This is a genomic window from Novosphingobium sp., assembly GCF_031424035.1.
Classification (GTDB): domain Bacteria; phylum Pseudomonadota; class Alphaproteobacteria; order Sphingomonadales; family Sphingomonadaceae; genus Novosphingobium.
The window spans coordinates 20,733-46,560 of record NZ_JANPGP010000062.1; the positions used below are offsets into that span (position 1 = coordinate 20,733).

Annotated in this window: 21 protein-coding genes; 3 read left to right on the plus strand and 18 right to left on the minus strand. The window is 65.2% G+C overall.

The genetic code is table 11. The features are described from left to right. The first annotated feature begins 10 nt into the window (after positions 1-10). A complete protein-coding gene (locus tag RMO89_RS09560; protein WP_310532764.1) occupies positions 11-481 on the plus strand; it encodes an Lrp/AsnC family transcriptional regulator in 471 nt (156 codons plus the stop codon). Here RMO89_RS09560 and RMO89_RS09565 read toward each other — a convergent pair. From RMO89_RS09565 to RMO89_RS09615, 11 genes are all read right to left on the minus strand, one after another. After that, positions 462-1,694, minus strand: a complete 1,233-nt coding sequence (locus RMO89_RS09565; protein ID WP_310532766.1) for a cation:proton antiporter — start codon at positions 1,692-1,694, stop codon at positions 462-464. The genes RMO89_RS09560 and RMO89_RS09565 overlap by 20 nt on opposite strands. A gap of 10 nt (positions 1,695-1,704) precedes the next feature. Beyond that, positions 1,705-3,003, minus strand: a complete 1,299-nt coding sequence (locus RMO89_RS09570; protein WP_310532767.1) for a sugar MFS transporter — start codon at positions 3,001-3,003, stop codon at positions 1,705-1,707. A gap of 17 nt (positions 3,004-3,020) precedes the next feature. Next, the gene (locus RMO89_RS09575) at positions 3,021-5,453 is read right to left on the minus strand and encodes a glycoside hydrolase family 3 N-terminal domain-containing protein (protein ID WP_310532769.1); all 2,433 of its coding nucleotides are present in this window, start codon (positions 5,451-5,453) and stop codon (positions 3,021-3,023) included. A gap of 80 nt (positions 5,454-5,533) precedes the next feature. Then, entirely contained in the window at positions 5,534-6,748 is a 1,215-nt protein-coding gene (locus RMO89_RS09580; protein ID WP_310532770.1) for an MFS transporter, read from the minus strand. Next, positions 6,741-7,805 carry a LacI family DNA-binding transcriptional regulator gene (locus RMO89_RS09585; RefSeq protein WP_310532771.1) on the minus strand — a complete coding sequence of 355 codons (1,065 nt, stop codon included), beginning with the start codon at positions 7,803-7,805 and terminating at the stop codon, positions 6,741-6,743. Before RMO89_RS09585 ends, RMO89_RS09580 begins: the two co-directional genes overlap by 8 nt. Positions 7,806-7,808: 3 nt before the next feature. Further along, a complete protein-coding gene (locus tag RMO89_RS09590) occupies positions 7,809-8,711 on the minus strand; it encodes a glycoside hydrolase family 16 protein (protein WP_310532772.1) in 903 nt (300 codons plus the stop codon). Between the two features lie 38 nt (positions 8,712-8,749). After that, a complete protein-coding gene (locus tag RMO89_RS09595) occupies positions 8,750-10,249 on the minus strand; it encodes a tryptophan 7-halogenase (RefSeq protein ID WP_310532773.1) in 1,500 nt (499 codons plus the stop codon). Then, on the minus strand, positions 10,249-11,280 hold the full coding sequence (locus tag RMO89_RS09600) for a cupin-like domain-containing protein (protein ID WP_409035532.1): 1,032 nt from the start codon (positions 11,278-11,280) through the stop codon (positions 10,249-10,251). The genes RMO89_RS09595 and RMO89_RS09600 overlap by 1 nt, the downstream gene beginning before the upstream one ends. Continuing rightward, positions 11,273-11,992 (minus strand): SapC family protein, encoded by a 720-nt coding sequence (locus RMO89_RS09605; protein WP_310532774.1) that lies wholly within the window; start codon positions 11,990-11,992, stop codon positions 11,273-11,275. The genes RMO89_RS09600 and RMO89_RS09605 overlap by 8 nt, the downstream gene beginning before the upstream one ends. Further along, positions 11,989-13,548 (minus strand): tryptophan 7-halogenase, encoded by a 1,560-nt coding sequence (locus RMO89_RS09610; protein WP_310532775.1) that lies wholly within the window; start codon positions 13,546-13,548, stop codon positions 11,989-11,991. Before RMO89_RS09610 ends, RMO89_RS09605 begins: the two co-directional genes overlap by 4 nt. Before the next feature lie 102 nt (positions 13,549-13,650). Then, positions 13,651-16,599, minus strand: a complete 2,949-nt coding sequence (locus RMO89_RS09615) for a TonB-dependent receptor (RefSeq protein WP_409035534.1) — start codon at positions 16,597-16,599, stop codon at positions 13,651-13,653. Between the two features lie 226 nt (positions 16,600-16,825). Between RMO89_RS09615 and RMO89_RS09620 the strand changes: the two genes are divergently transcribed. Beyond that, positions 16,826-18,481, plus strand: a complete 1,656-nt coding sequence (locus RMO89_RS09620; RefSeq protein WP_409035533.1) for a M28 family metallopeptidase — start codon at positions 16,826-16,828, stop codon at positions 18,479-18,481. Positions 18,482-18,494: 13 nt separating this feature from the next. Here the strand turns inward: RMO89_RS09620 and RMO89_RS09625 are convergent, their stop codons facing one another. Continuing rightward, entirely contained in the window at positions 18,495-18,890 is a 396-nt protein-coding gene (locus RMO89_RS09625) for a reverse transcriptase-like protein (RefSeq protein ID WP_310532777.1), read from the minus strand. Positions 18,891-19,038: 148 nt separating this feature from the next. Here RMO89_RS09625 and RMO89_RS09630 point away from each other — a divergent pair, with 148 nt between their 5' ends. Then, positions 19,039-19,995 carry a complex I NDUFA9 subunit family protein gene (locus RMO89_RS09630; RefSeq protein WP_310532778.1) on the plus strand — a complete coding sequence of 319 codons (957 nt, stop codon included), beginning with the start codon at positions 19,039-19,041 and terminating at the stop codon, positions 19,993-19,995. Between the two features lie 34 nt (positions 19,996-20,029). Here RMO89_RS09630 and RMO89_RS09635 read toward each other — a convergent pair whose 3' ends face one another. The 6 genes from RMO89_RS09635 to RMO89_RS09660 form a co-directional block, all read right to left on the minus strand. Then, positions 20,030-20,701 carry a glutathione S-transferase family protein gene (locus RMO89_RS09635; protein WP_310532779.1) on the minus strand — a complete coding sequence of 224 codons (672 nt, stop codon included), beginning with the start codon at positions 20,699-20,701 and terminating at the stop codon, positions 20,030-20,032. A gap of 84 nt (positions 20,702-20,785) precedes the next feature. Further along, on the minus strand, positions 20,786-21,256 hold the full coding sequence (locus tag RMO89_RS09640) for a hypothetical protein (protein WP_310532780.1): 471 nt from the start codon (positions 21,254-21,256) through the stop codon (positions 20,786-20,788). 122 nt (positions 21,257-21,378) lie between these two features. Next, a complete protein-coding gene (locus RMO89_RS09645) occupies positions 21,379-23,451 on the minus strand; it encodes a TonB-dependent receptor (RefSeq protein WP_310532781.1) in 2,073 nt (690 codons plus the stop codon). 113 nt (positions 23,452-23,564) lie between these two features. Then, a complete protein-coding gene (locus tag RMO89_RS09650; protein WP_310532782.1) occupies positions 23,565-23,969 on the minus strand; it encodes a hypothetical protein in 405 nt (134 codons plus the stop codon). A 50-nt stretch (positions 23,970-24,019) separates the two neighbouring features. After that, positions 24,020-24,613, minus strand: a complete 594-nt coding sequence (metW, locus tag RMO89_RS09655) for a methionine biosynthesis protein MetW (RefSeq protein WP_310532783.1) — start codon at positions 24,611-24,613, stop codon at positions 24,020-24,022. Continuing rightward, the gene (locus RMO89_RS09660) at positions 24,610-25,731 is read right to left on the minus strand and encodes a homoserine O-acetyltransferase (RefSeq protein WP_310532785.1); all 1,122 of its coding nucleotides are present in this window, start codon (positions 25,729-25,731) and stop codon (positions 24,610-24,612) included. The genes metW and RMO89_RS09660 overlap by 4 nt, the downstream gene beginning before the upstream one ends. Positions 25,732-25,828 lie beyond the last annotated feature (97 nt).

Here is a 25,828-nt window from a genome sequence, read left to right on the forward strand (position 1 = left end):
GGCAAAAACTATGCCCAGACCATCAATTACAGTCGAACTGGACGATTTCGACCGCAAGATCGTTGCCGTCCTGATGGAAGATGGCCGCATCACCGTCACCGACCTTGCGCAGCGCGTGGGCCTCTCCAAAACGCCGTGTCAGGTGCGCTTGCGCAAGCTGATCGACAGCGGCGTGATCCTCGGCTTCCGCGCGGTCGTCGATCCGGCCAAACTGGGCCTCGATCATGTCGCCTTCACCGAGATCAAGCTGTCCGACACGCGCGAACAGGCGCTCGAGGCATTCAATGCCGGCGTGCGCCGCATTCCCGAGATCGAGGAATGCCACATGATCGCCAGCAGCTTCGACTATCTGCTCAAGGTCAGGACCGCCGACATCCGGCGCTATCGCATCGTGCTGGGCGAGCGGATCACCAGCCTGCCCCACGTGGCCAGCACATCAACCTTTGTCGCGATGGAAACCATCAAGGACCCGTCCGGCTAGGGACCTTCTCTTCAGACCGCATCTGCAAGATCCGTTTACTCACCATCGGAATGGTCAGCATCGTGCTGCCCAGTGCCGCCAGCAACAGCGCGGTGAAGGTTGCGCTGGTTATCAACTGCTTGTCGAACAGCACGCTGACAAAGATGATCATGATCAGCGCCTTGGTCTGCAAAAGCCAGCCGATGACCGTGGCATCGCCCTTCTTCCAGCCGAGGATCCTGCCGGCAAGGCCGACGCCGGCCAGTTTGCCGACGACCATCGCGGCCAGCAGGATCAGGCTGACGCCAAAGATGGCGTAGCCGCCGATTTCCCAACTCGTGCGCAGCCCGGTCGACAGGAAGAACACCGGCATGAAGGCTAGCAGAACGACGTCGCGGAACTGGTCCATCTCATCCAGATCGAACCAGCCCGCATCGAGCGCGGCACCGGCAAGGAAGGCACCCACCATGAAATGGAGGCCCGACCAGTCGGCGAGGAAACCGCAGGCCGCCAGCCAGACCAGCGCGCAATACCAGCGGTCCCGCTTGGGAATTGCCGCCATCAGGCGGCGCACGGCCCAGACCGCAACGCCAAAACCGATGACGAAGGCGGCTTGCCGCTCCACCCTCTCCCAATCGAGCAGGATGACCGCCAGCACGCCCCAGATGATCACATCGTCGAGACTGGCATAGCGCAAAATGCGCTGCCCCAATGGACTGCGCAGGATGCCCAGTTTGGTCAGGAACAGGACCAGGATCGGCAAGGCCGTGACGGCACAGGCCATGCCGATGCCGGTAACGAACTGCCAGTCCTGTCCCTTGGCACCCATCCACGCTGCCGGGTTGCCGAAGTACAGGAGCGCAGCGGCGACGGCGGCTCCCAGCACCATCGGGGCGACCATCGCCAGGCCTGCGGTGACCACCGTGTCGCGGCGGCTGCGCCAGGCTTCGCGGAAATCCAGTTCAAGCCCGGCAACGAAAACGAACAGCATGACCGCCCACCAGGCGATGCCGTTCAGCGCGCCAATGACCTGCGGCGTGAAAACCAGCGTGTAATAACCCGGCAGTGCCGCGCCGAGCACGCCCGGGCCCAGCAGGATACCCGCGATGATCTGCACCACCACCAGCGGCGCCCAGTGATCGGTCTTGCCCAGCCGCCAGACCAGATAGGGCACGCTGAAGATCAGGATCAATGCGAGCAGGAAAAGCTCGGTAACAGGGGGCGCACTGGTCATCGGTAGCCCTTTAGGCCTGCTCTGCGGTCGCCGGACGGCGGGCGTACCAGCCGAAGCCGGCAATCACCGCGTAGCAGATGGCCGGCAGGATGAAAGACATACCAAGGCTGCCGGTGAGGTCGGCGATCATCCCGGTAATCAGCGGGATCACCGCACCGCCGAAGATCGCCACGTTGATGATGCCCGAGCCGTCAGCCGCCCGGCTGCCGAGTTTTTCGCAGGCGAGTGAGAAGATCGTCGGGAACATGATCGAATTGGCGAGGCCGACTGCCAGCAGGCTATACCCGGCAACTTCGCCGGTCGTCTGAGTGGAAATGGCCAGCAAGGTCACTGCCCCAAGCGCCGCCCCGGCGAGGACCTTGCCGGGACTCAGGAAGCGCAGCAGGGCCGAACCGATGAACCGGCCAACCATGGCCCCGCCCCAGTAGATGCCGATCATCTTGCCGGCTGCCTCGGAATTGAGACCCATAACGTCGGACAACTGCAGGTAATTGACAATGATCGAACCGATCGCGACTTCCGCGCCGACGTAGAGGAAGATGCTGAGCGCACCGAGGCCGAAACGCGGGCGTTTCAGCAGGTCGAGCCCGGCAAGGCCCTGGCTCTCTTCATGGCGTTCGCCCTTTAGCGCATCGCGGAAGTACCAGACCGCGCCGGCGACAAGTGCCAGCGCGAAGGCGAGGCCAAGGTAGCCGTGGACGATCGCCTGACTTTCGGCGGTGCGATAGGCATCGAGCTCTGCGCCCTGCAAATCCGCCATGTTCACTGTCGCGAGACTGCCGAGGATCAGGATCGCCCCGAAAATCGGGAAGAGCGTGGTGCCAAGCGAGTTGAACGCCTGCGCGAAAGTCAACCGGCTGTGCGCGGTGGCGGGCTTGCCGAGCATCGAGATCAGCGGATTGGCGACCACCTGGACGATCACCACGCCGCTCGCCAGCACGAACAGGGCCAGCAGGAAGACACCGTAAGTCGCCGTCTGGCTCGCCGGGATGAACAGCAGGCAGCCGGTCATCATGATGAGCAGACCGGCCACGGCTCCGCGCATATAGCCAATCTTCTTGACCAAGCGCGCACCCGGGATGCCGATCACGGCATAGGCGGTGAAGAAGCAGAACTGCACCAGCATCGCTTGCGTAAAATTGAGCGTAAACAGCTCTTTCAGCTTGGGAATGATAACATCGTTGAGGCTGGTGATGCCGCCAAAGATGAAGAACAGGCCCATGACGAACAGGCGAAGCTGCGGCGCATCGACACTCGATTGATCTGCGGGGGCATCGGAAAGTGCAGTGGCCGTGGGACCAAGTGCCATGGGATTTGCTCCTGAAGCTAGCCGGCCTTGCCCGGACAGGGAATCGACGATCCGACCGGTTCGATCCGGACGTTGCGCAGAGTTGCGGTAAAGCCCTTGTTGGCGGTGATCCGCAAGGGGGTGCCGACCGCAGAGAGGTTGGCGCCCGCATCCTTGAAGCAGCGCAGCGGCACGCGGGTCTCGGTCGGCTGGCCGGCGGGGGCGGCACGGACCACGGGCCCGATGTCGAACGCGGCGCCGGCAAACGACAGGTCTACCGGCCCGGCGGGCGCCGAATCAATGCGCCATTCAAGCAGCAGGGCATAGTCGCCGCCCAGCTGCCGGGTGAGATCGACCGTAGGCCCGTCAATTGCGATCGAGCCGCGATCGGTCCAGGTGAACTGGCGCGAATCTTCCTGCGCGGCGAGGTCCATGGCCCGCGCGGTCACGGTGCTGTCGAGGCCAAGCCGCCACGGCGAGGGCACGGCGCCGCGCGTCATGTAGGTGTCTTCGCTGGCCGAGGCGGCAAGGTCCACGCGGGGGTCTTCATTGACCGCGCCGAGCTTTGCAGGCCGGGCGTAAGTGAGGCCGTAGCCCACCGGGAACAGCGGCTTGGCGACCGGTGACCTGGCATCGGCCGGCCATGCAAACGGCAGACGGCCGGCGAAGTCCCGCTTCGGCTTGCCATCGGGCTTTGCGACAAGGACATCGGCCAGCCCTGCGCCCTGCGTCCCCGGCAGCCAGGCCGCGACGAAAGCGTCGGAAGCATTGATCTGCGGCCCGGTGAACATCGGCCGGCCCGAAAGGAACACCGAAACGACACGGATACCGGATGCCTTCAGCCGGGCAACAAGCTGCTGCTCACCCATGTGGCCGCGAAAGGCGAGATCGGGGCGGTCGCCCTGAAATTCGGCATAGGGCTCTTCGCCATAAACCACCACGGCAACATCGGGGCGGTCCGTGAACGTGCCATTAGGTGACAGGACAGTCTTTCCGCCGGCAGCGCCGATTGCCGAGGCGAGCGCGCGTCCGATGGTCTGCCCATTGGGGAAATCAGCGGCGGTCGTGTCAGTTCCTTGCCATGTGATCGTCCAGCCGCCCGCCTGCATCGCCATATTGTCCGCGCCCGGTCCGGCGATCAGCACGCGCGCACCGGGGCGCAGCGGCAGGACCCCGCCATTGTTCTTGAGCAGGACGAGCGAGCGCGCCGCCGCCTCTCGGGCAAGCGCGAGGTGCTGCGGCGCACCGACTTGCGCTGGATCTCCGCGCAGGACGGGCTCTGCACCCAGCAAGCCCAGCTTGGCCTTCACGCGGAGGATTCGCCGGACGGCATCGTCGATCCGCGCCATCGGCAAGGTGCCGTCGCGGGCCTGCCGGACAGTCGTTTCGTAGAGGCCCTTCCAGCTGTCAGGCGCCATGGCGAGATCGAGTCCAGCCGTGAAGGTCTGCGGGCAATCGGTGACGGTGCAGCCGGGAACCTGCCCGTGGCCGTTCCAATCGCCCACGACCAGCCCGGCAAAGCCCATGCGGCCCTTGAGCACGTCGGTCAGCAGGCTCTTGTTGCCGTGGTGCTTGACCCCTTGCCAGCTCGAGAAACTGGCCATGACGGTGAGCGCGCCAGCGTCGATCGCGGCGGGATAGCCGACGGCATGGCGGGCGACGAGTGTGCGCTCCGACATCTGCGCGTCGCCCTGATCCTTGCCATCAAGCGTGCCGCCATCGGCGAGGAAGTGCTTGGCCGTAGCCGCCACGTGCAAAGGTCCCAGCGGGCGTCCCTTGGCCAGCGGGCCCTGCAAGCCCAGCGTCATCGCGCGGCCATAGCTGGCGACCTGTGCCGGATCGGCGGCATAGCCTTCGTAACTGCGCCCCCAGCGCAGGTCCTGCGGCACGGCAAGCGTTGGCGCGAAAGTCCAGTCGATGCCGCTGCCGGCAACTTCGGCGGCTGTTATCTCGCCGATACGCCGGATCAGCGCCGGATCGCGCAGAGCGCCAAGGCCGATGTTGTGCGGAAAGATCGTCGCGCTTGGCAGGTTCGAATGGCCGTGGACCGCATCGACGCCCACCAGGATCGGCACGCCCGCCCCGCTCTTGCGCGATGCCTCACGGAATTCGTTGACGAGGCGCAGCCACTTCGCGGCATCGGCCCGTTCATCGCCATAGGGTCCGGAATTGCCCCCGGCGAGGATCGAGCCAAGCGGATAGCGGGCAAGGTCGGCGGGCGTGATCGCGCTGATGTCCGCCTGGATCATCTGGCCGACCTTCTGTTCGACCGTCATGCCTGCGAGCATCCGGGTAATCGCCGCCTCAGTTGCAGGATCGGTAACAGCGGCGGGGCTTTTCGCCGCTGGCCATACGGCGGGGCGCGCCTGCCCGTTCGCCTTCGCAGCGACTGCCGGAGTGCCCGCCTGAAGCGCCGCGGCACATCCGCCGGCGAGCAAGGTTGCCACCATAAGCCAGCGCCTGAACTTCATACGATCCCTCTACCCCTGCCCGTCTGTGAACGTTCTCAATCCCTAACTGACATGAGACGCGGGCAAAATCAAGCGGGCTGTCAGAATTGCCGCGCGTAGGGCCGCAGAAGCAGGCCAGCACCCAGCGAAAGCGCGGAAAACAGCAGGAACAGCGCGGCGAACCCGAACTGCGGCACCAGCGCCAGGGTGAACCACGGCATGATCAGCGACGGCACCGTGTTGGTCAGGTTGAACAGGCCCAGATCGCGCCCGCGCCGGTCGGAGCGCGGCAGGACGCGCAGGGTCTGTCCGGAATGGAGCGCGAGGAAGATCGAGGTGGCAAAGCCGAACACCGCATAGGTCGCGATGGCCACCGGCAGCGTCGGTGCCAGCGCCATGCCGATCAGCCCTGCCGCCGAGACGAAGGCGCAGGCAACCAGCGGCGTAAACGGGCGGCTCGTCCGGTCGGCCCAGCGGCCCGCCCACAGCGCGATCGGCGCGGACAGGATCAGCACCACGCTGAACACGCGCGCGGTGCGGTTGTCGCCCATCTCCGGATCAATCGAGCGGAACCAGAAATAGAGGTACGAAAACAGCGCGGCCTCGGCGATCTGGACGGCAAGCCGCGCGAACCACATACGCCGCATGGCCCCGCGTCCTTCAGCCGCAAGGGCTGGACTGCCAAGTGAACTGGCGCGCGCTGCTTCATTGGCAACCGCCGGCTCGGACACCTTCGTCGGCGGTGTGACCAGCAGCACGGGCACCACGCAGCAGATTACCAGCGCCCCCACCAGCACCAGCCGCGTGTCGGCGGAGGCCAGACCCGGCAGAGTAACGAAGGCCCCGGCCAGCGCCCCCAGCCCCGGCGCAAAGGCCAGCAGGCCCCCCAGCGAGCCCATCTGCGCATCGGCCACGCAGTCCCCCGCCCACGCCGCCAGCGGCGCGAGCATCATGTTCAGCGCCAGTTGCCAGGCTATGATGATCGCTATCAGCGCGGGCAATGTCTCAGCCTCGCGGAACAAGGCGAGGAGCCCGCAGGACAGGACCAGCCCCAGCCAGACCCATTCCTTGCGCCGGCGAGTGATATCGCTGAGATAGCCGAACCCGATGAAGGCCGCGCTGGCGGCAATCGCCCCGGCAAAGGCGATATAGGCCAGCCAGCTCACCCCAGCCGCATCCCCGGCCAGCAGCGAAACCCGCACCGGCAGCAGGATCGTCAGGAAGGGAACGTAGGCAACCGATCCGCCGGCCCAGGCCAGCGCATAGAGCAACAGGAAACGCTGCGACTGCCGGGCAGTTGGCAGCGGTTCAGTCACGGGTGCCGGCAGTGCAGGCGGCGACCGAGCCGCGTTCGACCAGATCCGCCGAGATGACCGTCAGCGCATCCGGCCGCGGCTCACCTTTTTGTGCGGCGATGATCAGTTCGACCGCCATTGACGCGGTGGCAGCGATCGGCTGGTCGATCGCGGTTAGCGGCGGCTGGGTGAAGTGCACCAGCGGCGTATTGTCAAAGCTGATGACCGACAAGTCACGCGGCACTTCCAGCCCCAGCGAGCGCGCGACTTCGAGCGTTGCCAGCGCCATCTGGTCATTGCTGGCGATGATCGCGCTGGGCGGATTGGCCGAGTCCAGCAGCCGCCGCGCTGCCCGTTCGCCCGAGGCATAGGTGAAATCGCCGGGTTCGAACAGGCCATCAGTCGGCAGCGCCGCAGCCGCCATCTCACCCTGCCAGCCATCGACGCGCCAGCCGCTTAGCGCATATTCGGGATCGCCCGAAATGAAACCGATATTGCGATGGCCGAGGCCGATCAGGTGGCGGGTCGCGGTCCGGGCCGAGCCTTCGTCGTCCATCGAAATCGGGATGCCTTCGCCATTCTCCTGCGAGCCGATGCGGACGAAGGGTATCTTCTGCTGGGCAAGAAAGCGCACGAGCTGCGGGTTGTCCGAATGCGGCGGGGTAAGGATGATCCCGTCGGGCTGCAACGCGGCAATCGCCGCCAGAATTTCGCGTTCGACATGGTCGTTGTGCGTATCGACCAGTTCGAAGATCATGCGATAGCCGTGCTCGGCGCACTTGAGCATGCCGCCCAGCAGCATCTGATCGACCCAGTCGGTGCCTTGCCGCGCGCGCCAATCGGCAATCGTGCGATCGCGGTCATTGAGCGCGAGGATCAGGTATGAGCGCGAGCCGCTCATCCGCTGGGCAGCGATCGACGGGACATAACCGAGCCGGTCAATCGCTTCCTGGACGCGCTCCTTCATTTCCGGGCGGACATTCGGCTCGTTGTTGATGACGCGGCTCACCGTCTGCAGGGAAACCCCTGCATCGGCAGCAACATGCTTGATCGTGACAGCCTGTCGGCGCCTCGCCATTCCCTACTCGCCCTTCCCGGTGGGTCGATCCACGGCGGCGGTAACGGGCTTTGCGCCTTTTTGCCAGACGCGGACCCAATCAATGGCGAAGCGCTTCGGGAAATCCTTGCGCGAAACGCCGCCCAGCCCCCGCGTTTCGGCAAGCTTGCCGCCGATGGCGAGGTTGAGGATCAGGTGGAACTCCTGATCGAACGGCGCGCCGGGGGTCTTCGATCCGGTGGACCACCAGTCCTTGCTCCTGCGCTCGGCAAAAACCCGGCCATCGAGCAGCCAGACGATGCGATCGGGGGCCCATTCGATGGCATAGGTGTGGAAGCCGTCCAGCACCTCCGGCGCGTGGACTTCGTCGCCCGAGTGGACATTGGCGGGCCATTTCGCACCGAAATGCAGCGTGCCAAGGATGGTATCCTCGCGCCCGCCCTTGCAGGTCTTGCAGGGGACGCCAAGGTTGACCGCCTCAAGGATGTCGATCTCGCCCGATGCCGCCCATGGGCCATAAGTGTCCTTTTCGGGCAGCATCCAGATCGCCGGCCAGGTGCCTTGCCCTTGCGGCAACTGCGCGCGGACCTCGACCTTGCCATAGCGCCAGGCAGCCTTGCCCCGCGTGGTCAGCCGCGCGGAAGTGAACTCGCGGGTGGCCTGCCCGCGCGGATCAGAGGCGGCCTTGCGCTGCGCTTCGGGCAGGGCCGGGCCGGTATAGCGTTGACGCCGCGCGGTAATGACCAGCTTGCCATCGGCAATCGCGGCGTTGGCGGGACGCGCCGTGTAGCACTGCCGCTCGTCATTGCCGCCGCCCCAGCAATCGACATCGAAGCCCCATTTGGCCGGGTCGATGGCTGGCTGGTCGAACTCGTCAGACCAGACCATCCGCCAGTCGTCGGCGAGTGCCGGTGCGGCGGATAGCATGGCAATGGGCGCTGCCAAAAGGGCGAAAAACCGCATTTTCACGCCGCTTCCGCCGCGCGCGCGCCGCAATAGCTTGCGACATAGGCATGGTGCTCGGGCAGGCTGCCGACCGTTTTCGCCACGCTGTCGCGCAGGCCGGAGAGCAGGTGATCCAGCTCCTTGTCCGAAAGCTTCGTGGCGATGGGATGGTAAGCCTTTGGCATGATCCCCTGTCCCATCATCACCTGAACCCAGCTGTTCTCGGCGAAAAGCTCCTCGTTCTTGCGGAACACGCGGCCGGTTTCGCGGAACAGTTCGATCTTCTGGGTGAGGCTATCGGGGATCTCCATATCGCCGCACTGCCGCCAGAACGGGCTGTCGCGCCGCTCGGTAGCCTTGTAGTGGAGGATGAGGAAATCACGGACCTGCAGCATGTCGGTGTGCTGCTGTTCGTTGAATTCGGCCACGTCGCGCTCGCTGACCTCGCCCATTGGCATCATGCGGATGAGGCGGAGGATAGCGCGCTGAATGAGGTGGATGCTTGTCGATTCCAGCGGCTCCATGAAGCCGCCCGAAAGCCCGATTGCAACGCAGTTGCGATGCCATTGCTTGCGCCGCGCGCCGGTGGTGAAGCGAATGAAGTTCGGCTCGGTCAGCCGTTCGCCTTCCAGCGTGCTGAAGAGCCGGTCGAGCGCCGCGTCGCGATCAAGGTAGCGGCTGCAATAGACGATGCCGTTGCCCTGCCGGTGCTGCAGCGGAATGCGCCACTGCCAGCCGGCATCGTGGGCAATCGCGCGGGTGTAGGGAATAGGCGGACGGACAGAGGCTGTCTGGACGGCGATGGCGGAATCGCAGGGCAGGTAATGCGTCCAGTCATCAAAGCCGACATGCAGCGCGCCTTCGATCAGCAGGGCGCGGAAGCCGGTGCAATCGACGAACACGTCACCTTCAATGCGCTGCCCGCTATCGAGCACCAGCGCGGCGATGTTGCCGTTGCCGCCGTCAAGTTCGACCCTGCCGATCTTGCCTTCGATCCGCACCGCACCGTCCGCCTCTGCCAGCTTGCGGAGGTATGCGGCGTAAAGCGTCGAATCAAGCTGGTAGGCATAGTTCATCCGGTTTTCCGGAAGGTGCGCGAATTTGCCGGCATAGGCGGCCTTCAGCTCAAGACAGTAGTCATCGAAGCTATGCTGATGCCCCTTGGTCAGTCCGTGCAGCCAGAAGTGCTGGAAGCCTGCCGTCCAGTGATCGCGCCCGGTGAGGCCAAAGGAGTGGAAGTACTTGTCGCCGTCCAGCTTCCAGTTCTCGAAAGCGATGCCCAGCTTGAAGGTGGCTTGCGTCGCCGCCATGAATTCCGCCTCACCGATGCCCAGCAGGCGGTTGTAATTGACCAGCGGCGGGATGGTGCTTTCGCCCACGCCGATGGTGCCGATCATATCGGATTCCACCAAGATCAGCTCGATCGAATCTCCCATCGTCCGGGCCAGCGCGGCGGCGGTCATCCAGCCGGCGGTGCCGCCGCCGGCGACCACGACACGGCGCTTTTTGTATTCACTCATCATCGGCTCAGTGTCCTCAGGAGGAAGGATCGCAAGCGACCGGCGGATTCGGCGTCGAGCGGATCAAGCACGACGCGCGCGCCTGCCGGGATGTGGGCAGTGGCCTCGGGACTGTTGCCGAAGACATAATGATCGAACAGGTCGCGCCAGATCGCCTTTTCGGCCGCGGGCAGATCACGGATCGACAGGATCGCGTGATTGAGCGCGTCCTGCGGCTGGCCAAGAAAGCGCGGCGTTTCACGCCACCAGTAATTCATCAGCACGTTGAACGGGGCCAACCCTTCGACATGGTGCCACCACATCGACGGGATGAACACGGCATCGCCCGGCTCCAGTTCGGCCACCAGCGCGTGCTCCAGCGCCTCGGCAAAGCGCGGGTGGGCGGCAAGGTCGGGTGCATGGAAATCGACCATGCTCACCGCGCGGCCCGCCGGGGTATTGTCGATCGGGCCGAGGTAGAGATAGCGGAACTGACCCGGCGGGAACAGCGTGAAGCGGCGCTTGCCGGCAACACAGCAGGCGAGGTTGTCGGGAAAGTCATTATGCGCGGCGATGCGCGTCGGCGTGCCGATCCACAGGCTGACCAGCGGTTCGCGGGCGCCGAGGTCGAGGCGGTTGGAAGCCTCAAGTCCGTCGAAATGGGTCGGCACGTCGATAGAGCCGAGGTAGATCATCGGCGCATCGGCGCGGCCTTCGTTGGCGTCGATGCCGGCAAAGATGTCAGCCAGCTTGCCTTTCGCCATCTGGAAATTCATTTGCATGGCGGCATCGTAGAACAGCCGGTCATCGCCGCCGGGAGCGCCGATTGACACCGCGAAAGGCACCGGGCGGGCGTGATCGGCGAGGTAGCCTCGCGCCTCTACTGCCGAGCGCAGGCCGGCTTGCACCAGCGGCCAGTCACGCACGAGGCCGCGGATCACGAAGGGCGTGGCCGCACCGCGCAGCAGGCTGTCCAACGCGGCGGCATCGGGTGCCTCGCGCTCCTCGGCGACCGTCAGCGCGGCAAAGATCGAGGCGCCGGCTTCAGCCACCCATGACCTTGGCGTTCTTGCGGTCGACCAGCTTCGAGAACTGCGAGAGCGAGGCCAGCGCCATGTACAGCGGGCCGAGGTGCCCGGCAGCGAGCAGATCGCGCAGGGCATCGCCATCGAGCGTCGCCAGCTTGTCCTCGTTCACCGTCTGGAAGCCGACCAGCGAATGCTTCGATCCGTCCCCCAGCGGCACTTCCAGGGTGAAGGGTTCGATCAGCGCGTGGCGTTCAAGCGCGGCAAAGAAGTCCTCGCCCTCGCGGTGCGCATGGTCGAGGTCGCCAAGCATGGCGGCGATCCTTTCGAGGTGCGGGGTCGGCTTGCCCTCTTCGTCGAAGACGAGCGTGCCTTCGCCGCTGGACGACACGCGCGGGTGGTCCATATCGACATGGACTTGCGGTTCGGTCCCTTCGCTGGCCGGGCGGCCAATCAGGAAGGGCTGGATCGACAGCGCCAGCGGGCGGTATCCGGCGTCCCAGCGGTCACCGCCGAGGAACAGGTTCTCCCCGTCCTCAAAGCCGAACAGCGCGAGTGCCGACATCCGGCCTGAGGCAATGTCGCGGCGGAAGACGATCGGGAAATGCGCCTGCACCTGACGGAATTCGGCGGGAACGGTCAGGCAGGCCATGGTCGCATCGCCGTAAGCCGCCCCGGCCTCGACATGGACGCGCAGGCCGGCATGGTCACCGCTGTTGAGGATCTGGTGGTTGCTCATCGCGAGGCAAGTTCTCCCTGTGCCGCATTCGTTGTGTTCTTGGCCGCCTGTGCGGCTGCGGCAGTGAAATAGTCCCGGTTGGCCGGCAACGCCGATGCCAGCGCGCGGGAACGATCGCGAACCTCGGCCAGCTTGCCCAGCGCGGCGGGTGAAGGATTACCCGCAAGGGCGGGCGGCGCAAACCCCATGCCGTAGAGCACGTAATGCTGGCTGGCGGCGGAAAAAATCTCGTCGATGCGCGGCAGGTCCCAGGTCGATGGCGGCTGGTCGCGCCACAAGGACAGGCATTCGGCAAGGCGGGCAGGAATGGTCTCGGGCGCGCGCTGCGCCAGCCAGTAAGGTTCGGTCCGGCGGCTCAGCACGTAATGCAGCTTGAGGAATTCAACGATGCGGTCCCAGCGATAGCGGAACAGATCGTTGAAGCGCCCACCGTGGATGTTCATCGCTGCGCGGCTTTGCGGGAAGTTGTCGGCCAGTGCCTTGATCGACAGTTCGATCAGGACGATGGCCGATGCCTCCAGCGGTTCGATAAACCCGGCGGACAGGCCGACGGCGAGGCAGTTGCCGGCCCAGAAGCGGTCGCGGTGGCCGGTAGCGAAAGCCAGCTTGCGGGGGTGCAAGCTGGCCGGATCGACGCCGGGGACATGGACTCCGACATAGTCCCCCAGGATCTGCGCGGCGCGATCATCCGACAAGTGGCGCGAGCTATAGACGCAGCCGATGCCCCGGCGGCTTGGCAAGGCGATGTCCCACAGCCAGCCCGCCTCGTGCGCTGTGGCGTTGGTCTGCGATGCCACGGCGCTGTCTGGCGCAACCGGCACTTGCACCGCCAGCGCGCGGTCGTTGAACGACACGTCCGAACGGTCGACCCATGCGGCACCGCAATATCCGCCGATCAGGATCGCCGCCTGCCCCGAGCAATCGATGAACAGGTCCCCGGCCAGCGGTTCGTGGCCGCGCAGCTCCAGCGCGGCGATATCCCCGCCCGCGCCCGCTACAACTCCCGTCACCGCCGCGGAGACATGGCGGACGCCCAGCCGGCCCGTGGCGTGACGTGCCAGCAGGGCCGCAAACTTGCCGGCATCGAGGTGGTAGCCATAGTTGAGCGCGCCAGCATAGTCCGGCATGGCGCGCTGGCGCGGGGCAAGATTGCGGGCGCTGGCAGCGTGCTGCGCAGTCATCGCCTTGGCAAAGCAGCATTCCGGAGCCGACGCCTGCCACGCAGCCAGAAGGTCACGCATGTCGCCGGAAGGCGGCGGCGTGAAGGGATGGAGATAGCTGTCCCCTGCGCTGCCATCCAGCCAGCCATCAAAGCGCGAGCCCTGCTTGAACGAGGCATCACATTCGCGCAGGAATTCGTATTCGGAAATGCCGATGGTCGCCAGCGTCTCGCGCATGGTCGGCCAGGTGCCTTCGCCCACGCCAATGGTCGGAATGTCGGGCGCCTCGACCAGGGTGATGGCCAGCTGCGGGTGCCGCGCCGCGAGCAATGCGGCCGAGAGCCACCCTGCGGTGCCTCCTCCGACGATCACGACCTGTTCAACCGCGCTGGACATTACCGGGGCACCCTACCGTGCATCTCAGAGGATAAAAGAGCCGCACTGCCTTTGGGGGCAGTGCGGCTCAAGGTGTCTCAGGGAGGAGACAATGGCGTCACATCAGAACGAGAACCGTGCGCCCGCTGCATAGCGCGCATAACCGGGGGCCGAGAAGAACACGGTCTGGTCGTTGCGCATATGGCCGCGGCGATCGGCGTTGGTGATGTTGATCCCTTCGGCAAAGACGGTCAGGCCCTTGCGCAGTTCATAGCTCATGCTGACGTCGAACTGGCCATAGGGCTTCACATAGTAAGGATCGAAGCCATAGCCGGACAGGAAGCCGTCGCGCCAGTTGTAGGCGATACGGGCCTGCAGGCCGTTCTTGTCATAATAGAGCACGGCATTGGCGCTGTCGCTGACCCCGTTCACCGCGAATTGCGGCACGGTGTAGCGCAGGGCATTGTCGAACTTCGTATCGCTCTTGACGATCGTGTAGTTCAGGATCGCCCCGAAGCCGGTTTCCCAGAAGCGGTGCTGGATCGCGAACTCCCAGCCCCACAGCTTGGCTTGCTGGGCGCTGTTGGTCGGCTGGGTGATGATGAAGTTGACCAGCGGATCGCCCGAGGTGCCGATGATGCCGCCATTGGCCGCATCATAGGTCGAAGGATACTTGGCGGCGATATAGGCAACGATCTGCGCCGCCGAGGCGCCCGAACCCAAGGCAGTTCGGGCTTCGGTCGCATGCGGGCCAGCGGCGGCGTTCGTCAGGCCGAATGCGGGCTGGTTGACCTGCGTCTGGCTGATGAAGTTGCGGACCTTCTTGTGGAAGAACCCGGCCGAAATGTAGCTGTCATTGCTGTAGTACCACTCTGCCGAGAGATCGATGTTCTTCGACTTGTAGGGCAGCAGGCCGGGATTGCCGCTGGCGCCGGTGCTGCCTCCGATGCGGATCGGCGAATCCAGCGTCGTGCCGCCTTGCAGCGAGCCATAGTCGGGCCGGGTAATGGTGTGGCTGTAGGATGCGCGCAGCTTGATGTTTCCAACCGGCGACATGTCGAAGTCGAACGCCGGCAGCCAGTTCTCGTACTTGCCCTTTAGCGATGCGGTGGCCGATGCCGCGCCATAGATGATCGCGGTTTCGTTGCCGCCGGTCCAGACCGTGCGGTTGGGGATCGGGACCAGCGCCGATGAATCGATCCTGGTGTTTTCATAACGCAGACCCATCCGCAGATGCGCCGGGTTGGTGAACAGATCGAAGGTGTGCGAGCTCTGGATATAGGGCGCCCAGGTCTTTTCCTTGACCGTGCGGTCGGCGGTGAACTTGGCAAGGCAGGTGCCCGCCGCCTGCGACGAGGCGCAGATGCCGAGCTGGGAATCGAGCAGCTTGATCAGGGCCACCGTATCGACCTTGAAATAGGTCGGGATGATGCCTGCGCCGTTCGATCCGATCATGCCCTTGAGGTCGTTGGGCAGGTCCGTGGGCGAATAGAGGCTGTCAGGCGTGTTCGCCGCTGTCAGCGTGCCGCCCCAGGTATCGTTCTGGATGACACCGAAGGCCGAGCGGACTTCGTTGTCGGTATAGGTCACGCCGAAGTCGAGGCTATCGATGAACGAGGCGTCGAAATCATAGCCGCCGCGCAGCGAGAACTCGTTGAGTTCGTCGCGCATATAGGCGTTGCGGAAAGCGTTGCCGGCCGGGCGGATGTTGGCCGCGTTGATTTCCGAACCCGGATACATCGTTACCGAGATCACCGGCATGTCAGTGGTGAAATCGACCTTCTGCGACTTCACGCCAAAGATCGCGCTGCCCACGGCAATGCCGCTGCCATAGGGCAGGGTCGGCTTGCTTTCGGCGGTCGAGTGGTGGCCATCAAGCTCAAGCCGCAGGCCGCCGGGGCCGTCCCACTTGAGGTTGCCGCCGATAGAGCGGTTGACCGAACGGTTGGCCGCAACCGCGCCGGTAATGGCGAGATCCTTGCCCGGGCCGAAGTTCTCGGCATAGAAATTGGGGCCGGCGGCGGGGCCATCGGTCCAGCTGCTGCTGGTCTGGTCGTGGTTGAACCACACGCCAATAGAGTTGGTCCGCGCGTCGATGGTGTTCTGCGAGAAGGTGTAGTCGATCGTCGCGGTCAGCGTATCGGTCGGCTTGACCTGCAGCACGGCCTGGCCGTTGATCCGCTCGCGATCAAAGCTGGTGAAGTCGTAACCGGCGTTCTGGGTGACCTGATAGACCGTATTCGGCCCCGGGCGGTTCTGCGTCTGGGCAAAGTTGCCGCGCCAGTCGTTGGCGTCAACCGGCAGCGAACCCCAGTTGTTTTCGTTGCCGAGGTAGCCTTCGCGCCAGCCGGCGTTGAACTGCGCCTGGCTGCCCTTGCGGCGCTGGTACGAACCGCTGACCAGCACGCCAATGCGGCCGTCGGCAAAGGTATCGCTGATGATGCCCGAGACTTCCGGCGCAATCTTGCTGCCTTCGAAGCGTGAGGTGTCATAGACGCCCTTCACGCCGATGCTGCCGGTGAAGCCATTGCGATCGAGCGGGCGCGCGGTCTTGATGTTGATCACCGAGCCGATGCCGCCGGTGGCCAGGGTGGCGCGGCCCGACTTGTAGACTTCGACGCCGGCGATGCCTTCGGAAGCCAGGTTGCCGAAGTCGAAGCTGCGCGATGCCGGAGCGCCGCTGCTGCCGCCAAGGCTGGAAGCGGGCATCTGGCGACCATTGAGCAGGACAAGGTTGAAATCGGGACCAAAGCCGCGAACCGTCACGGTCGAGCCTTCACCGCTGTTGCGGTCGATCGACACGCCGGTGATGCGCTGCAGCGATTCGGCGAGGTTGGTATCTGGGAATTTGCCGATATCCTCGGCCGAAATGGCATCGACCACGCCCTGGCCGTCGCGCTTGATTTCGAGCGATTTGGCAAGGCTGGCGCGGATGCCGGTGACGACGATGGCGTCCGGCTCGGCTTCGGCATCGGCGCTTTGCGCCATCGCAGGCTGGGCGGCAGTGCCAAGCGCAACAATCGACGTACCGATAAGGAAGCGTGCGATCATCGGATTGCGGAAGGCCTTCATCAACGATTCTCCCCCAGAAAACGGCGCGATTGCGCGCTCGTCATGCTTGTTGTGAACGTTCACCTAAATGATAACGTTCACTTCGTCAAGCCAGTGCCATTCGTGGTTTTGAACTTGCGGCCTGCATAGTGGCAGAAACACCGCCTTTCCAACAGGTCTGAAGCTGGCCTCTGGCCAAGCACAAGCGGGGGATGGCTTGGCAGGCGCGATGGGCTAGACAGCAGGAATGACCAGACCTCTCCTGACGCTTTTCACCCTCGCATTTGCCCTGATGCCGCTTGCCGGTGCCGCCGCGAAACCACCGCGCGCCGAAGTGGATGCGATTTCCCCGCAGCGCTTGTCTGATGATGTGCGGGCGCTGGCATCGGATGCCTTTGCCGGCCGTGCGCCGGGTACGGCGGGAGAGGACAAGACCATCGACTGGCTGGTCAGACGGCTGAAAGCGATCGGCCTGCAGCCCGGCGGCCCGGACGGCGCGTGGACCCAGCCCGTCCCGCTGGTCCGCACCCAGCTTGGCAGCGGGACGATCACTGCCAATGGTGGATCGCAAACCATCGCCCTCGTCCAGAAGCGCGACATTTACCTCAGCACGGTGCGCCCGGTCGACCAGGTGCGCATTGCCTCGGCCCCGCTGGTCTTCGTCGGCTACGGCGTCACCTCCCCAGAACGCGGCTGGGACGATTTCAAGGGCGTCGACCTCAAGGGCAAGGTCGCCGTGTTCCTGATCAACGACCCGGACTTCGAGGCCAAGGCAGGCGAGCCGGTCGCGGGGAAATTCGGCGCACGGCGGATGACCTATTACGGGCGCTGGACCTACAAGTTCGAGGAAGCCGCGCGGCGCGGCGCGATTGCCGCGCTGATCGTCCACGACACCCCCGGTGCGGGCTATGGCTGGAGTACCGTTACCGCGCCCGGCGGGGAGAACTATGACGTTGCCGGCGCGCCGAACCGGGTGGCCCTGCAGGGCTGGCTGGAAGGCGATGCCGCCAGCCGGTTGTTCGCCGCCGCCGGCCTCGATCTTGCCGCCCAGCGCGTTAAGGCGCGGTCGGCCAATTTCCGCCCGGTCGAACTGGGCATCGCGCTATCAGCGGACCTTCCCGTGACGCACGAGGCACTGATGAGCCGCAATGTCCTCGCAAGGATCGACGGGGAAAAGCGGCCCAAGGAAGTGGTCATGTTCGGCGCCCACTGGGATGCCTATGGCCAGGGCGCGCCCGATGCGCAGGGGCGCACCGTGCGGCCCGGGGCCAACGACGATGCGCTCGGCGTGGCCGGCTTGCTCGAGGTTGCGCGGGCCTTCAAGCGGAGCAAGGCGCCCGATCGCAGCGTGGTCTTCGCCTTCTGGACCGCCGAGGAGCGCGGCCTGCTCGGCTCGGAAACCTATGCGACGCGGCCAGTCTACCGCGCGGCGGACACGGTGGCCAATATCACGCTCGACATCTTGCAGACCGGCGGTCCGGCCCGCGATGTGATGCTGGTCGGCCAAGGCCAGAACAGCCTTGAGGACGATCTTGCCGCCGCGGCAGCCCGGCAGGGCCGCGTGGTCACGCCCGAGGCTCTGCCCGAGCGCGGGCTGTTCTACCGCGCCGATCACTTCCCGCTGGCCAAGCGCGGAGTACCGACCCTGCTGTTCATGGCGATCAGCGGTGCTCCTGATCTCGCAACCGGCGGCCGCACCGCCGGTCAGGCGTGGCTCGATGGCTATATGCGCTGCTATCACCAGACCTGTGACCAATGGAGCGAGGCGCTGAACTTCGGCAGCGCCGCGCAAGATGTTGCGCTCGCCTACCGCGTGGGCCGCGATCTCGCCACATCGGCGCGCTGGCCGAAGTGGCGCACGGATTCCGAATTCCGCCAGACGCGGGCCAAGGACGGGCGCTAACGGTAGTGCGGCCCTAGCGTGGGTGCCGCGCGGCCAAGGCAATCCCGGCGAGATTTTGCCCGCGTTTGATCCAGCGAATTCGCGCGCCGGAGAGCTGTTTGGCAAGGTCCAGCACGGCGGCGGCATGGGCATGCGGGGCTTGGCCAGCGCGCAAGGCTTCGCCCGCGTGGTCGATGATTTCGCGGGCATCACCGATCAGCACAATGTCTTCCAGACCAAGTGCCAGCGCCTGCCGTAACGCGCAGATCAGCGCCAGCCACTCAGCATCGCTGTTGGTGCCTTGCCCCAGATCGTCGAACAGATACGTCACGCCGCGGATCACCACCGCAGCCTCGATGGCTCCCGGGTTGGGGCGGCAACCGCCATCGAAATAGACTTTGGCCCGGCTGCGGGACTTGGACGTTTCCATTCGGATAGCTGCTACCTCAAAAGCCAGTGGCCCGAAACCGGCGAGGATGCCTCTCGCGCCAAGCGCAAACTGCGGGCCTTCCCCTGTTGCCCAGAATGCCGGCTTGGGGCAAAGGGGCGCGATCAGATTCTTAAGGTCCGGAACCGACATGACGACTTCGCGAAACGAGCTGAACGGCAAGCTGGTGGTGCTGGTGGGCGGCAGCGGCTTTTTCGGCGCTCACGTGGCGCAGGACCTGCTCTCGCGCGGCGCGCGCCTGCGGGTGGTGTGCCGCACGCCCAAGAAGGCTTACCGACTGAAGGCGCTCGCCAACCTTGGCCAGATCCAGTTCGTCCGCGCTGACCTTGCCGACCGTTCGGTCCTGCCTGCAATCGTCGCCGGGGCTGACGGGGTGGTGAACCTCGTCGGCGCGTTCAAGGGCGATCTCGATACGCTCCACGTCCGCGCCCCCGCCGCCCTGGCCCGCGCCGCTCGCGAAGCCGGCGTTGGCGCTTTCGTCCAGATTTCCGCGCTGGGCTGCGATGCCGAGAGCGATGTCGACTATGCCCGGACCAAGGCCGAAGGCGAGGCCGCCGTCCGCGCCGAATTCCCCGCCGCGACGATCCTGCGCCCGTCTATCCTGTTCGGTCAGGACGACAATTTCGTGAACATGTTCGCCGGCCTGATCTCGCGCCTGCCGGTGCTGCCGGTGTTCGGACCCGAGGCAAAGTTGCAGCCGGTCTTCGTTGACGACGCGGCGGAGGCCGTGGGCAATGCGCTGGCCAATCCGGTGGCCTTTGGCGGCAAGACCTTTGACCTTGCCGGTCCCGACGTGATCACCATGGGCGAGCTCAACCAGCGCATCGCCGCCGCGCAACACCGCAAGCCGCTGTTTGCGGAGCTGCCCGATGCCGTGTCCGGCCTGATCGCCGCCGCCACCGGCTGGATGCCGGGCGCGCCGCTCAGCACCGACCAGTGGAAGCTGCTGAAGGCCGGGAACATCGCCTCAAGCGGCCTTGGCATCAAGGCGCTGGGCGTGGAACCGCGCCCGCTCTCGCTGTTCCTTGACCGCTGGATGGTGTCCTACCGCAAGCATGGCCGGTTCGGCAGCAAGGCCAGCGTGTAAAGCCTGCCTCGGGCGTCATCCCGGCAAGACCAGCTTACCCGTCCACATCCCCGTAATGCTCGGGGGGCTGAATGCCGTCTTGCCGTTCGGCGAGCAGCGGGCGAAAGCTCGGTCGGCTTTTCATCACCGCGTACCAGCTGCGCGACTGGTCGTGACCGGCCCAGTCGATGCCGCCGAGATAATCCGCCACCGAAACGTGGGCGGCAGCGGCAATGTCAGCCAGGCTCATCGTCGCGCCGCCGATCCACGGGCGGCGATCGAGCAGGTAATCGACATAGTACAGGTGCTCATGCGCCAGCTTCATCGCTTGCCGCAGCGCGCGGCTGTCTGGCGGCTGGCGCAGGATCACGCGCTTCTTCATCTTTTCCAGCAGCAGCGGGCCTGAGACGTCCTCGTAGAAATTCTCGTCAAACAGCGCCACCAGCCGCCGCACTTCGGCTCGGGCCGAAGCATTGCCGGGGATCATCTGCGGCTTTTCCGCGGTTTCCTCAAAATATTCGCAGATTGCCCGGCTGTCGCACAGCGTCAGCTTCTTGTCCGGATCGTGGAGCATCGGGACGCGCCCCGCCGGGTTGCGGCCGAGAAACTCGTCGCGCCCTTCCCACGGATTTTCGCGCCACAATTCATAGCCCACGCCCTTTTCGGACATGAGCAGGCGCACCTTGCGGCTGAAGGGGCACAGGGGAAATTGGTAAAGCTGCCACATGACCTGCCCCAATGGCGCAAAGCACCGCCCTGCTCCAAGCCATAAGGCCTGGAACAGGGCTATTTTATCTGTGCAAAAGCCAGATCAGTAGTCGCGGGGGTCGGAATAGCGGTCAGCACGGCGGTCCGCGCGGTCGATGGCGCGGCGCATCTCGTCAGCCATGCGTTCGAATTCGGGGATCATGCCCTCGATCGCACCGGCAGTGCGGCCCATCTGGCCCATCGCGCGCGGCATTTCGCGGGCGATGTCGCGGGGAAGTTCTCGGAGGTCAGGCCCGGCGAAGTCGCGCACCCGCGCGTCATAGGGCACATCGCGAAGGTCCGGGTCACCCCATTCGCCCACGGCGCGGGCGAGCGGCCCGACGCGCAGGTCGAGAAGCATCTCGCTCATGATCGCGGCCATGGCCGAGGCGCGCGCCTGAACCACCGGATCGGTCAACCGTTCGGCGACGCGCGAATCGTGGCGGGCGCCATGGCTGGCAGGCCGCGCCATTGCGGAAGAGGGGACCAGCGCTGCGACTGCGAGCGCTGCGGCGAGCGACATGCGTGATATCATCCCGAACCTCCTGAATTGGGACCAAAGTAGCCGGATACATTACGCGCCGCTCGCTTTCAGGTGGCTGAATGGAGGGCAGATTCGCGGCTGACCGCACTGGAGGCGGGACAGAGTGTTGAGCTTCAGAAGCTGCCCTTCACCTGGAACGTGAAGATCGGCCCGATCTGCCGGTTGCGTTCCTCGGTAAAGGCGACCGGCGCGGTGGTGCGCGGGCCGGTGAACACCGTGCGGTTCCAGTGCTGGCGCGCGCCGAGCAGGTTGTTTGCCTGCAGCCGCATGGTCAGCCCCATGACGTCCTTGTGCTCGATAAAGGCCGAGCCCCAGAACGGCCCTTCGTAATCATGGCCAAATTCGGTCAGCCGGTAGCTCATCGACTGTTCGAAATGGCCGATCCCCAGCCCCCAGGCGACTTGCGATCCGGGGATATCGTGCCGCAGGTTCGCCTCGATCCCCAGCTTGGTATAGCCGTTGAACGGGATGCGGCCGCTGCCCAGCGGGTCCTTGTAGGAGGCGTTCTGGTAGAAGGCCTGAAAGTTCACCTTGGCGCCCTTGAAGCCCAGCGGGTCGAGGTTGATCGTGCTGACGTTCTCGATGAAGCGCACCCGCGCGCGCGGCACGTTGCCTACTGATTCCCCGCCGCCGATGGGGATCAGCGTGACGTAATCCTGCGTTTCCTTGGCAATCCAGTGCAGCTTGGTCGAACCCCAGGGGCCAAGGCCCTTGTTGATCTCGCCCTCAAATGTCCAGTCCTGCCGGGGGCGCAGCTGGTTGTTGCCGGTATTGGCATTGCCGTTGTCGAGGAACACGCGGGCGAGGAAATCGTAGAACGACAGCTGGCCGACCTGCCGCCGCAGCTTGATATTGATGTCGAAGTCCTTCGACGGCTTCCACGCCAGCGACAGCGAGCCCTTTGGCCGCACGAAGCTGCGCACAAGTCCTCCCGGCCCGGTCTGCGCCAGCGTCGAACGCTCGACCGCGCCGATCACCTGCAGCGTCAGGTTCTTTGCCAAGGGGCGCGAGAAGCTGAGCGAACCTTCGTAACGGTCCTCCTTCACCCCGCCGCCCGCCTCGGGGAACGGCACGATATCAAACGTGCCGCCCGCGTTCAGCGTGCCGAGCGTGGCGCTGGTCTCGAGCCGGTTGAACGCCGCCTCACCCGCCGCCTGCCAGCTGCCGCCCAGCATCTTCCAGCTGTATTCGGCGCGGGCGATATGTTCGGCGCGCTCGCCGATCTGCTCGAACCGGTCGCCGGTTGCGGCGGCACCGGTCGACGGCACGGAAATCACGCTTTGCCAGTATGGTTCGTGGCTCGCCCGGTCGAGGCCGATCAGCTTGAGCCGGCCGGGTCCGAGCGCGAATTCGAAATCGCCACCGAACTCGCGGTTCCAGCCGCTGAGCCGGGACGAGACCAGCCGGGTGCGCGCTGTGCCGGTGGTCGGGGTGCGCAGCCCTTCCTCGTCAAAGCGTTCCCAGACGCGCTGGTAGGAGGCGTTGATATTGCCCACCGATGTGCCGTGGCCGCGGAACTTGAGCGTGCCTGAGAGTTTTGGCGCGTCGCGGTCATAGGTCCAGACATCTTCGCGGCGCTCGGTGATGCTGCCGGCGGCATCGCGGATGATCGTCGGCCCGCCCGCCGCACCGCGACTGGCATCGTTGACGAGGCTCAGCGAATATTCCGCCGCGCCCAGCTTGCCGGTGACCGAGACCGAGCCATCGTACCAGCTGGGATGGGCGTAATGCGCGCGGACCTGCGGGTTCCAGCTGAACTGCCCGGAAAAACTGTCCGACATCGAGATGACATTGGCGACCACGCCGGTCAGCCCCGGCACCTTGAGCGTTGCCGCGTCGACAAGATCGATCCGCACGACATTGCCTGCCGGGATGCGGCCAAGCTGGGTGAAGATGTCGTCCGATTTGGAAGACAGGCGTTCCGAATTGACCAGCACGTTGCCCGAAGCCTGCCCCAGCCCGCGCGAGCCCTGATCGGCCTCGGCAATCGAAAAGCCGGGGATCTGGCGCAGCATATCAAGCGCGGATCGTGGGGCAAAGCGGGCGAAATCGGCGGCGGTGTAGCTGCGCTTGGATGCGACCGCTTCGGTCGTCTCAGGCGCGGCCTCGCCGGCTTCCTCTGCCAGCGCCGGGGCGGCGAAGATCAATGAAATGAGCGCACAGGACGTGAGATGGCGTATCGCCATGAAGGTTCTCCCAATCGTCCCGCTGGGCGATCAGGTAGCGGGGGGAGCGGCGATTGACAGGGAGCCTCGACCGGGGGCGAACCCGGTCCGACGAACGGATTCGGTCAAATAAATCAGCGCTTGGCGGTGGCAGGCACTTCGGCGTCGAGCAGCGGCAGGCAGGCGCGGACCGTGCGCCCGACGAATTCCGGCGGATTAGCAGAAGCAATCGCGCCCCTCTGCAGTTCATCGACGCGAACCTTGAGCAGGGCCTGCACGGCCTCGCGCGTGGCGCCAGTTTCGTCCATCAGCCGTGCGGTTGTGCGCACGAAGAATTCGCGCCCACGCTCCCCCAGCGGCGGGAAGGCATTGGCTCCGGGTGCGCCGCGCTTCTGGTCATAGGCGATCAGTCCGAACGCCGCCGAGCAGCGCAGCGAGGTTTCCTGCGCCAGGTTAAGCCTGGGGGAGGCAGCCGGCGTCTGGGCGGCAACCGGCAGGGCGGAAAACAACAGGGCGGAGCCAAGAAGGATGCGGTTCATCGTGCTCATGTGCCTAACCAAACCTGAACGCAGCCTAGCAATTGATGGGCCTAGCGGCGCGAAATCAGGAACACCGCGTGTTCGGCGCGAAATGCGGCCATGGCGGGCGAGCACAGCTTGTCGCCTGACAGGTACCACGATTCCTCCACCGTGATCCCGCGCGCGGCCACCAGATCGCGGAAGTCTGCCACGGTGACGTGGTGGATGTTCGGCGTTTCATACCACGCCACCGGCAGCAGCCGCGTCACCGGCATGCGCCCATTCCACAGCAGCGAAAGCCGCACCCGCCAGTGGGCGAAATTGGGGAACGAGACGAAGGCCTTGCCGCCGATGCGCAGCAGATGTTCCAGCACCTGATCGGGCCGATGCGTGGTCTGCAGCGTCTGGCTGAGGATTGCATAGTCAAACGACTGGTCGGGATAGATCGCCAGATCGCTGTCGGCATCGCCCTGAATCACCGACAGCCCGCGCGCCACGCAATTGGCCACCGAGGCCGAATCGATCTCCATGCCGCGCGCATCGCATTGTCGCTCGTCGCGCAGCACGGCGAGCAGATCACCATCGCCGCAGCCGACATCGAGCACCCGCGCGCCGGGCGTGACGTTGCTGGCGATGATCGCCAGATCGGGGCGCAGCTTGCTCATTGATCGAGGAACCCGGCAATAACGCGGTCAAGTTCGGGCACTTCGAGCAGGAAACTGTCATGCCCGAACGGCGCGGCGAGTTCGACAAAGCTCACCGGCGCACCTGCCGCGTTGAGCGCGTGAGCGAGATTGCGCGATTCGATGGTCGGGTAGAGCCAGTCGGTGTCGAACGAGACGAGGCAGAAGCGCGCCTTGCAGTCCGTAAACGCGTCCGCCAGCAAGCGATGCTCGCCCTTGGCGCACTCCTCGGCCAGATCGAAGTACGACATGGCGCGGGTGATATAGAGGTACGAATTGGCATCGAAGCGGCCAGTGAAGCTTTCACCCTGATAGCGCAGATAGCTTTCCACCTGAAAGTCGGCGTCGAAACCAAAGCTCTTGGCCTCACGGTCCTGCAGACGGCGACCGAACTTTTCCGACAGGGTGGCCTGCGACAGATAGGTGATGTGCGCCGCCATCCGCGCGACGGACAGCCCGGCGTCCGGGGCCTTGCCGGTGTTGTAATAGGCACCGCCCTGCCAGTTGGGATCGGCCATCACGGCCTGCCGGCCGACTTCCTGAAAGGCGATGTTCTGCGCCGGCATCTCGCCCGTGGCGGCAATCGCCATGACCCGCCGGGCGCGGTCCGGCCAGTTGGCGGCAAGGCTCAGCGCCTGCATCCCGCCCATCGACCCGCCGACCACGGCATGCAATTGCCCCACGCCCAGCGCATCGAGCAGCGCCAGATGCGCGCGGACCATGTCGCGGATGGTGATGACCGGGAAGCGCATTGCCCACGGCTGGCCGTCAGGCGCCAGGCTCGAAGGCCCGCTGGTCCCCATGCAGGACCCCAGCACATTGGGGCAGATGACATAGAACCGGTCGGTATCGATGCCCTTGCCCGGGCCGACCATGCGGTCCCACCAGCCGGGCTTGCCGGTAATCGGATGCGTGCTCGCCAGATACTGGTCGCCGGTGGTGGCGTGGCAGATCAGCACGGCGTTATCACCCGCCGCGTTGAGGCTGCCATAAGTCTCGTAAGCAATGCGCACGCCTTCGAGGCTCTGACCGCAATCGAGCGGCAGGGCTTTGGTCAATTCCAGCACGGTGCTGGCGGATACGGGCGCGGCATTGGCCATGGCCTGCGGACTAGAGCCTGCTCCCCGGCTGTCAATGCCCGGCTGGCTCAACGCGCGTCAATGGGGTTTCAATCGCGCGCCACGGTGCTAAGGCCCG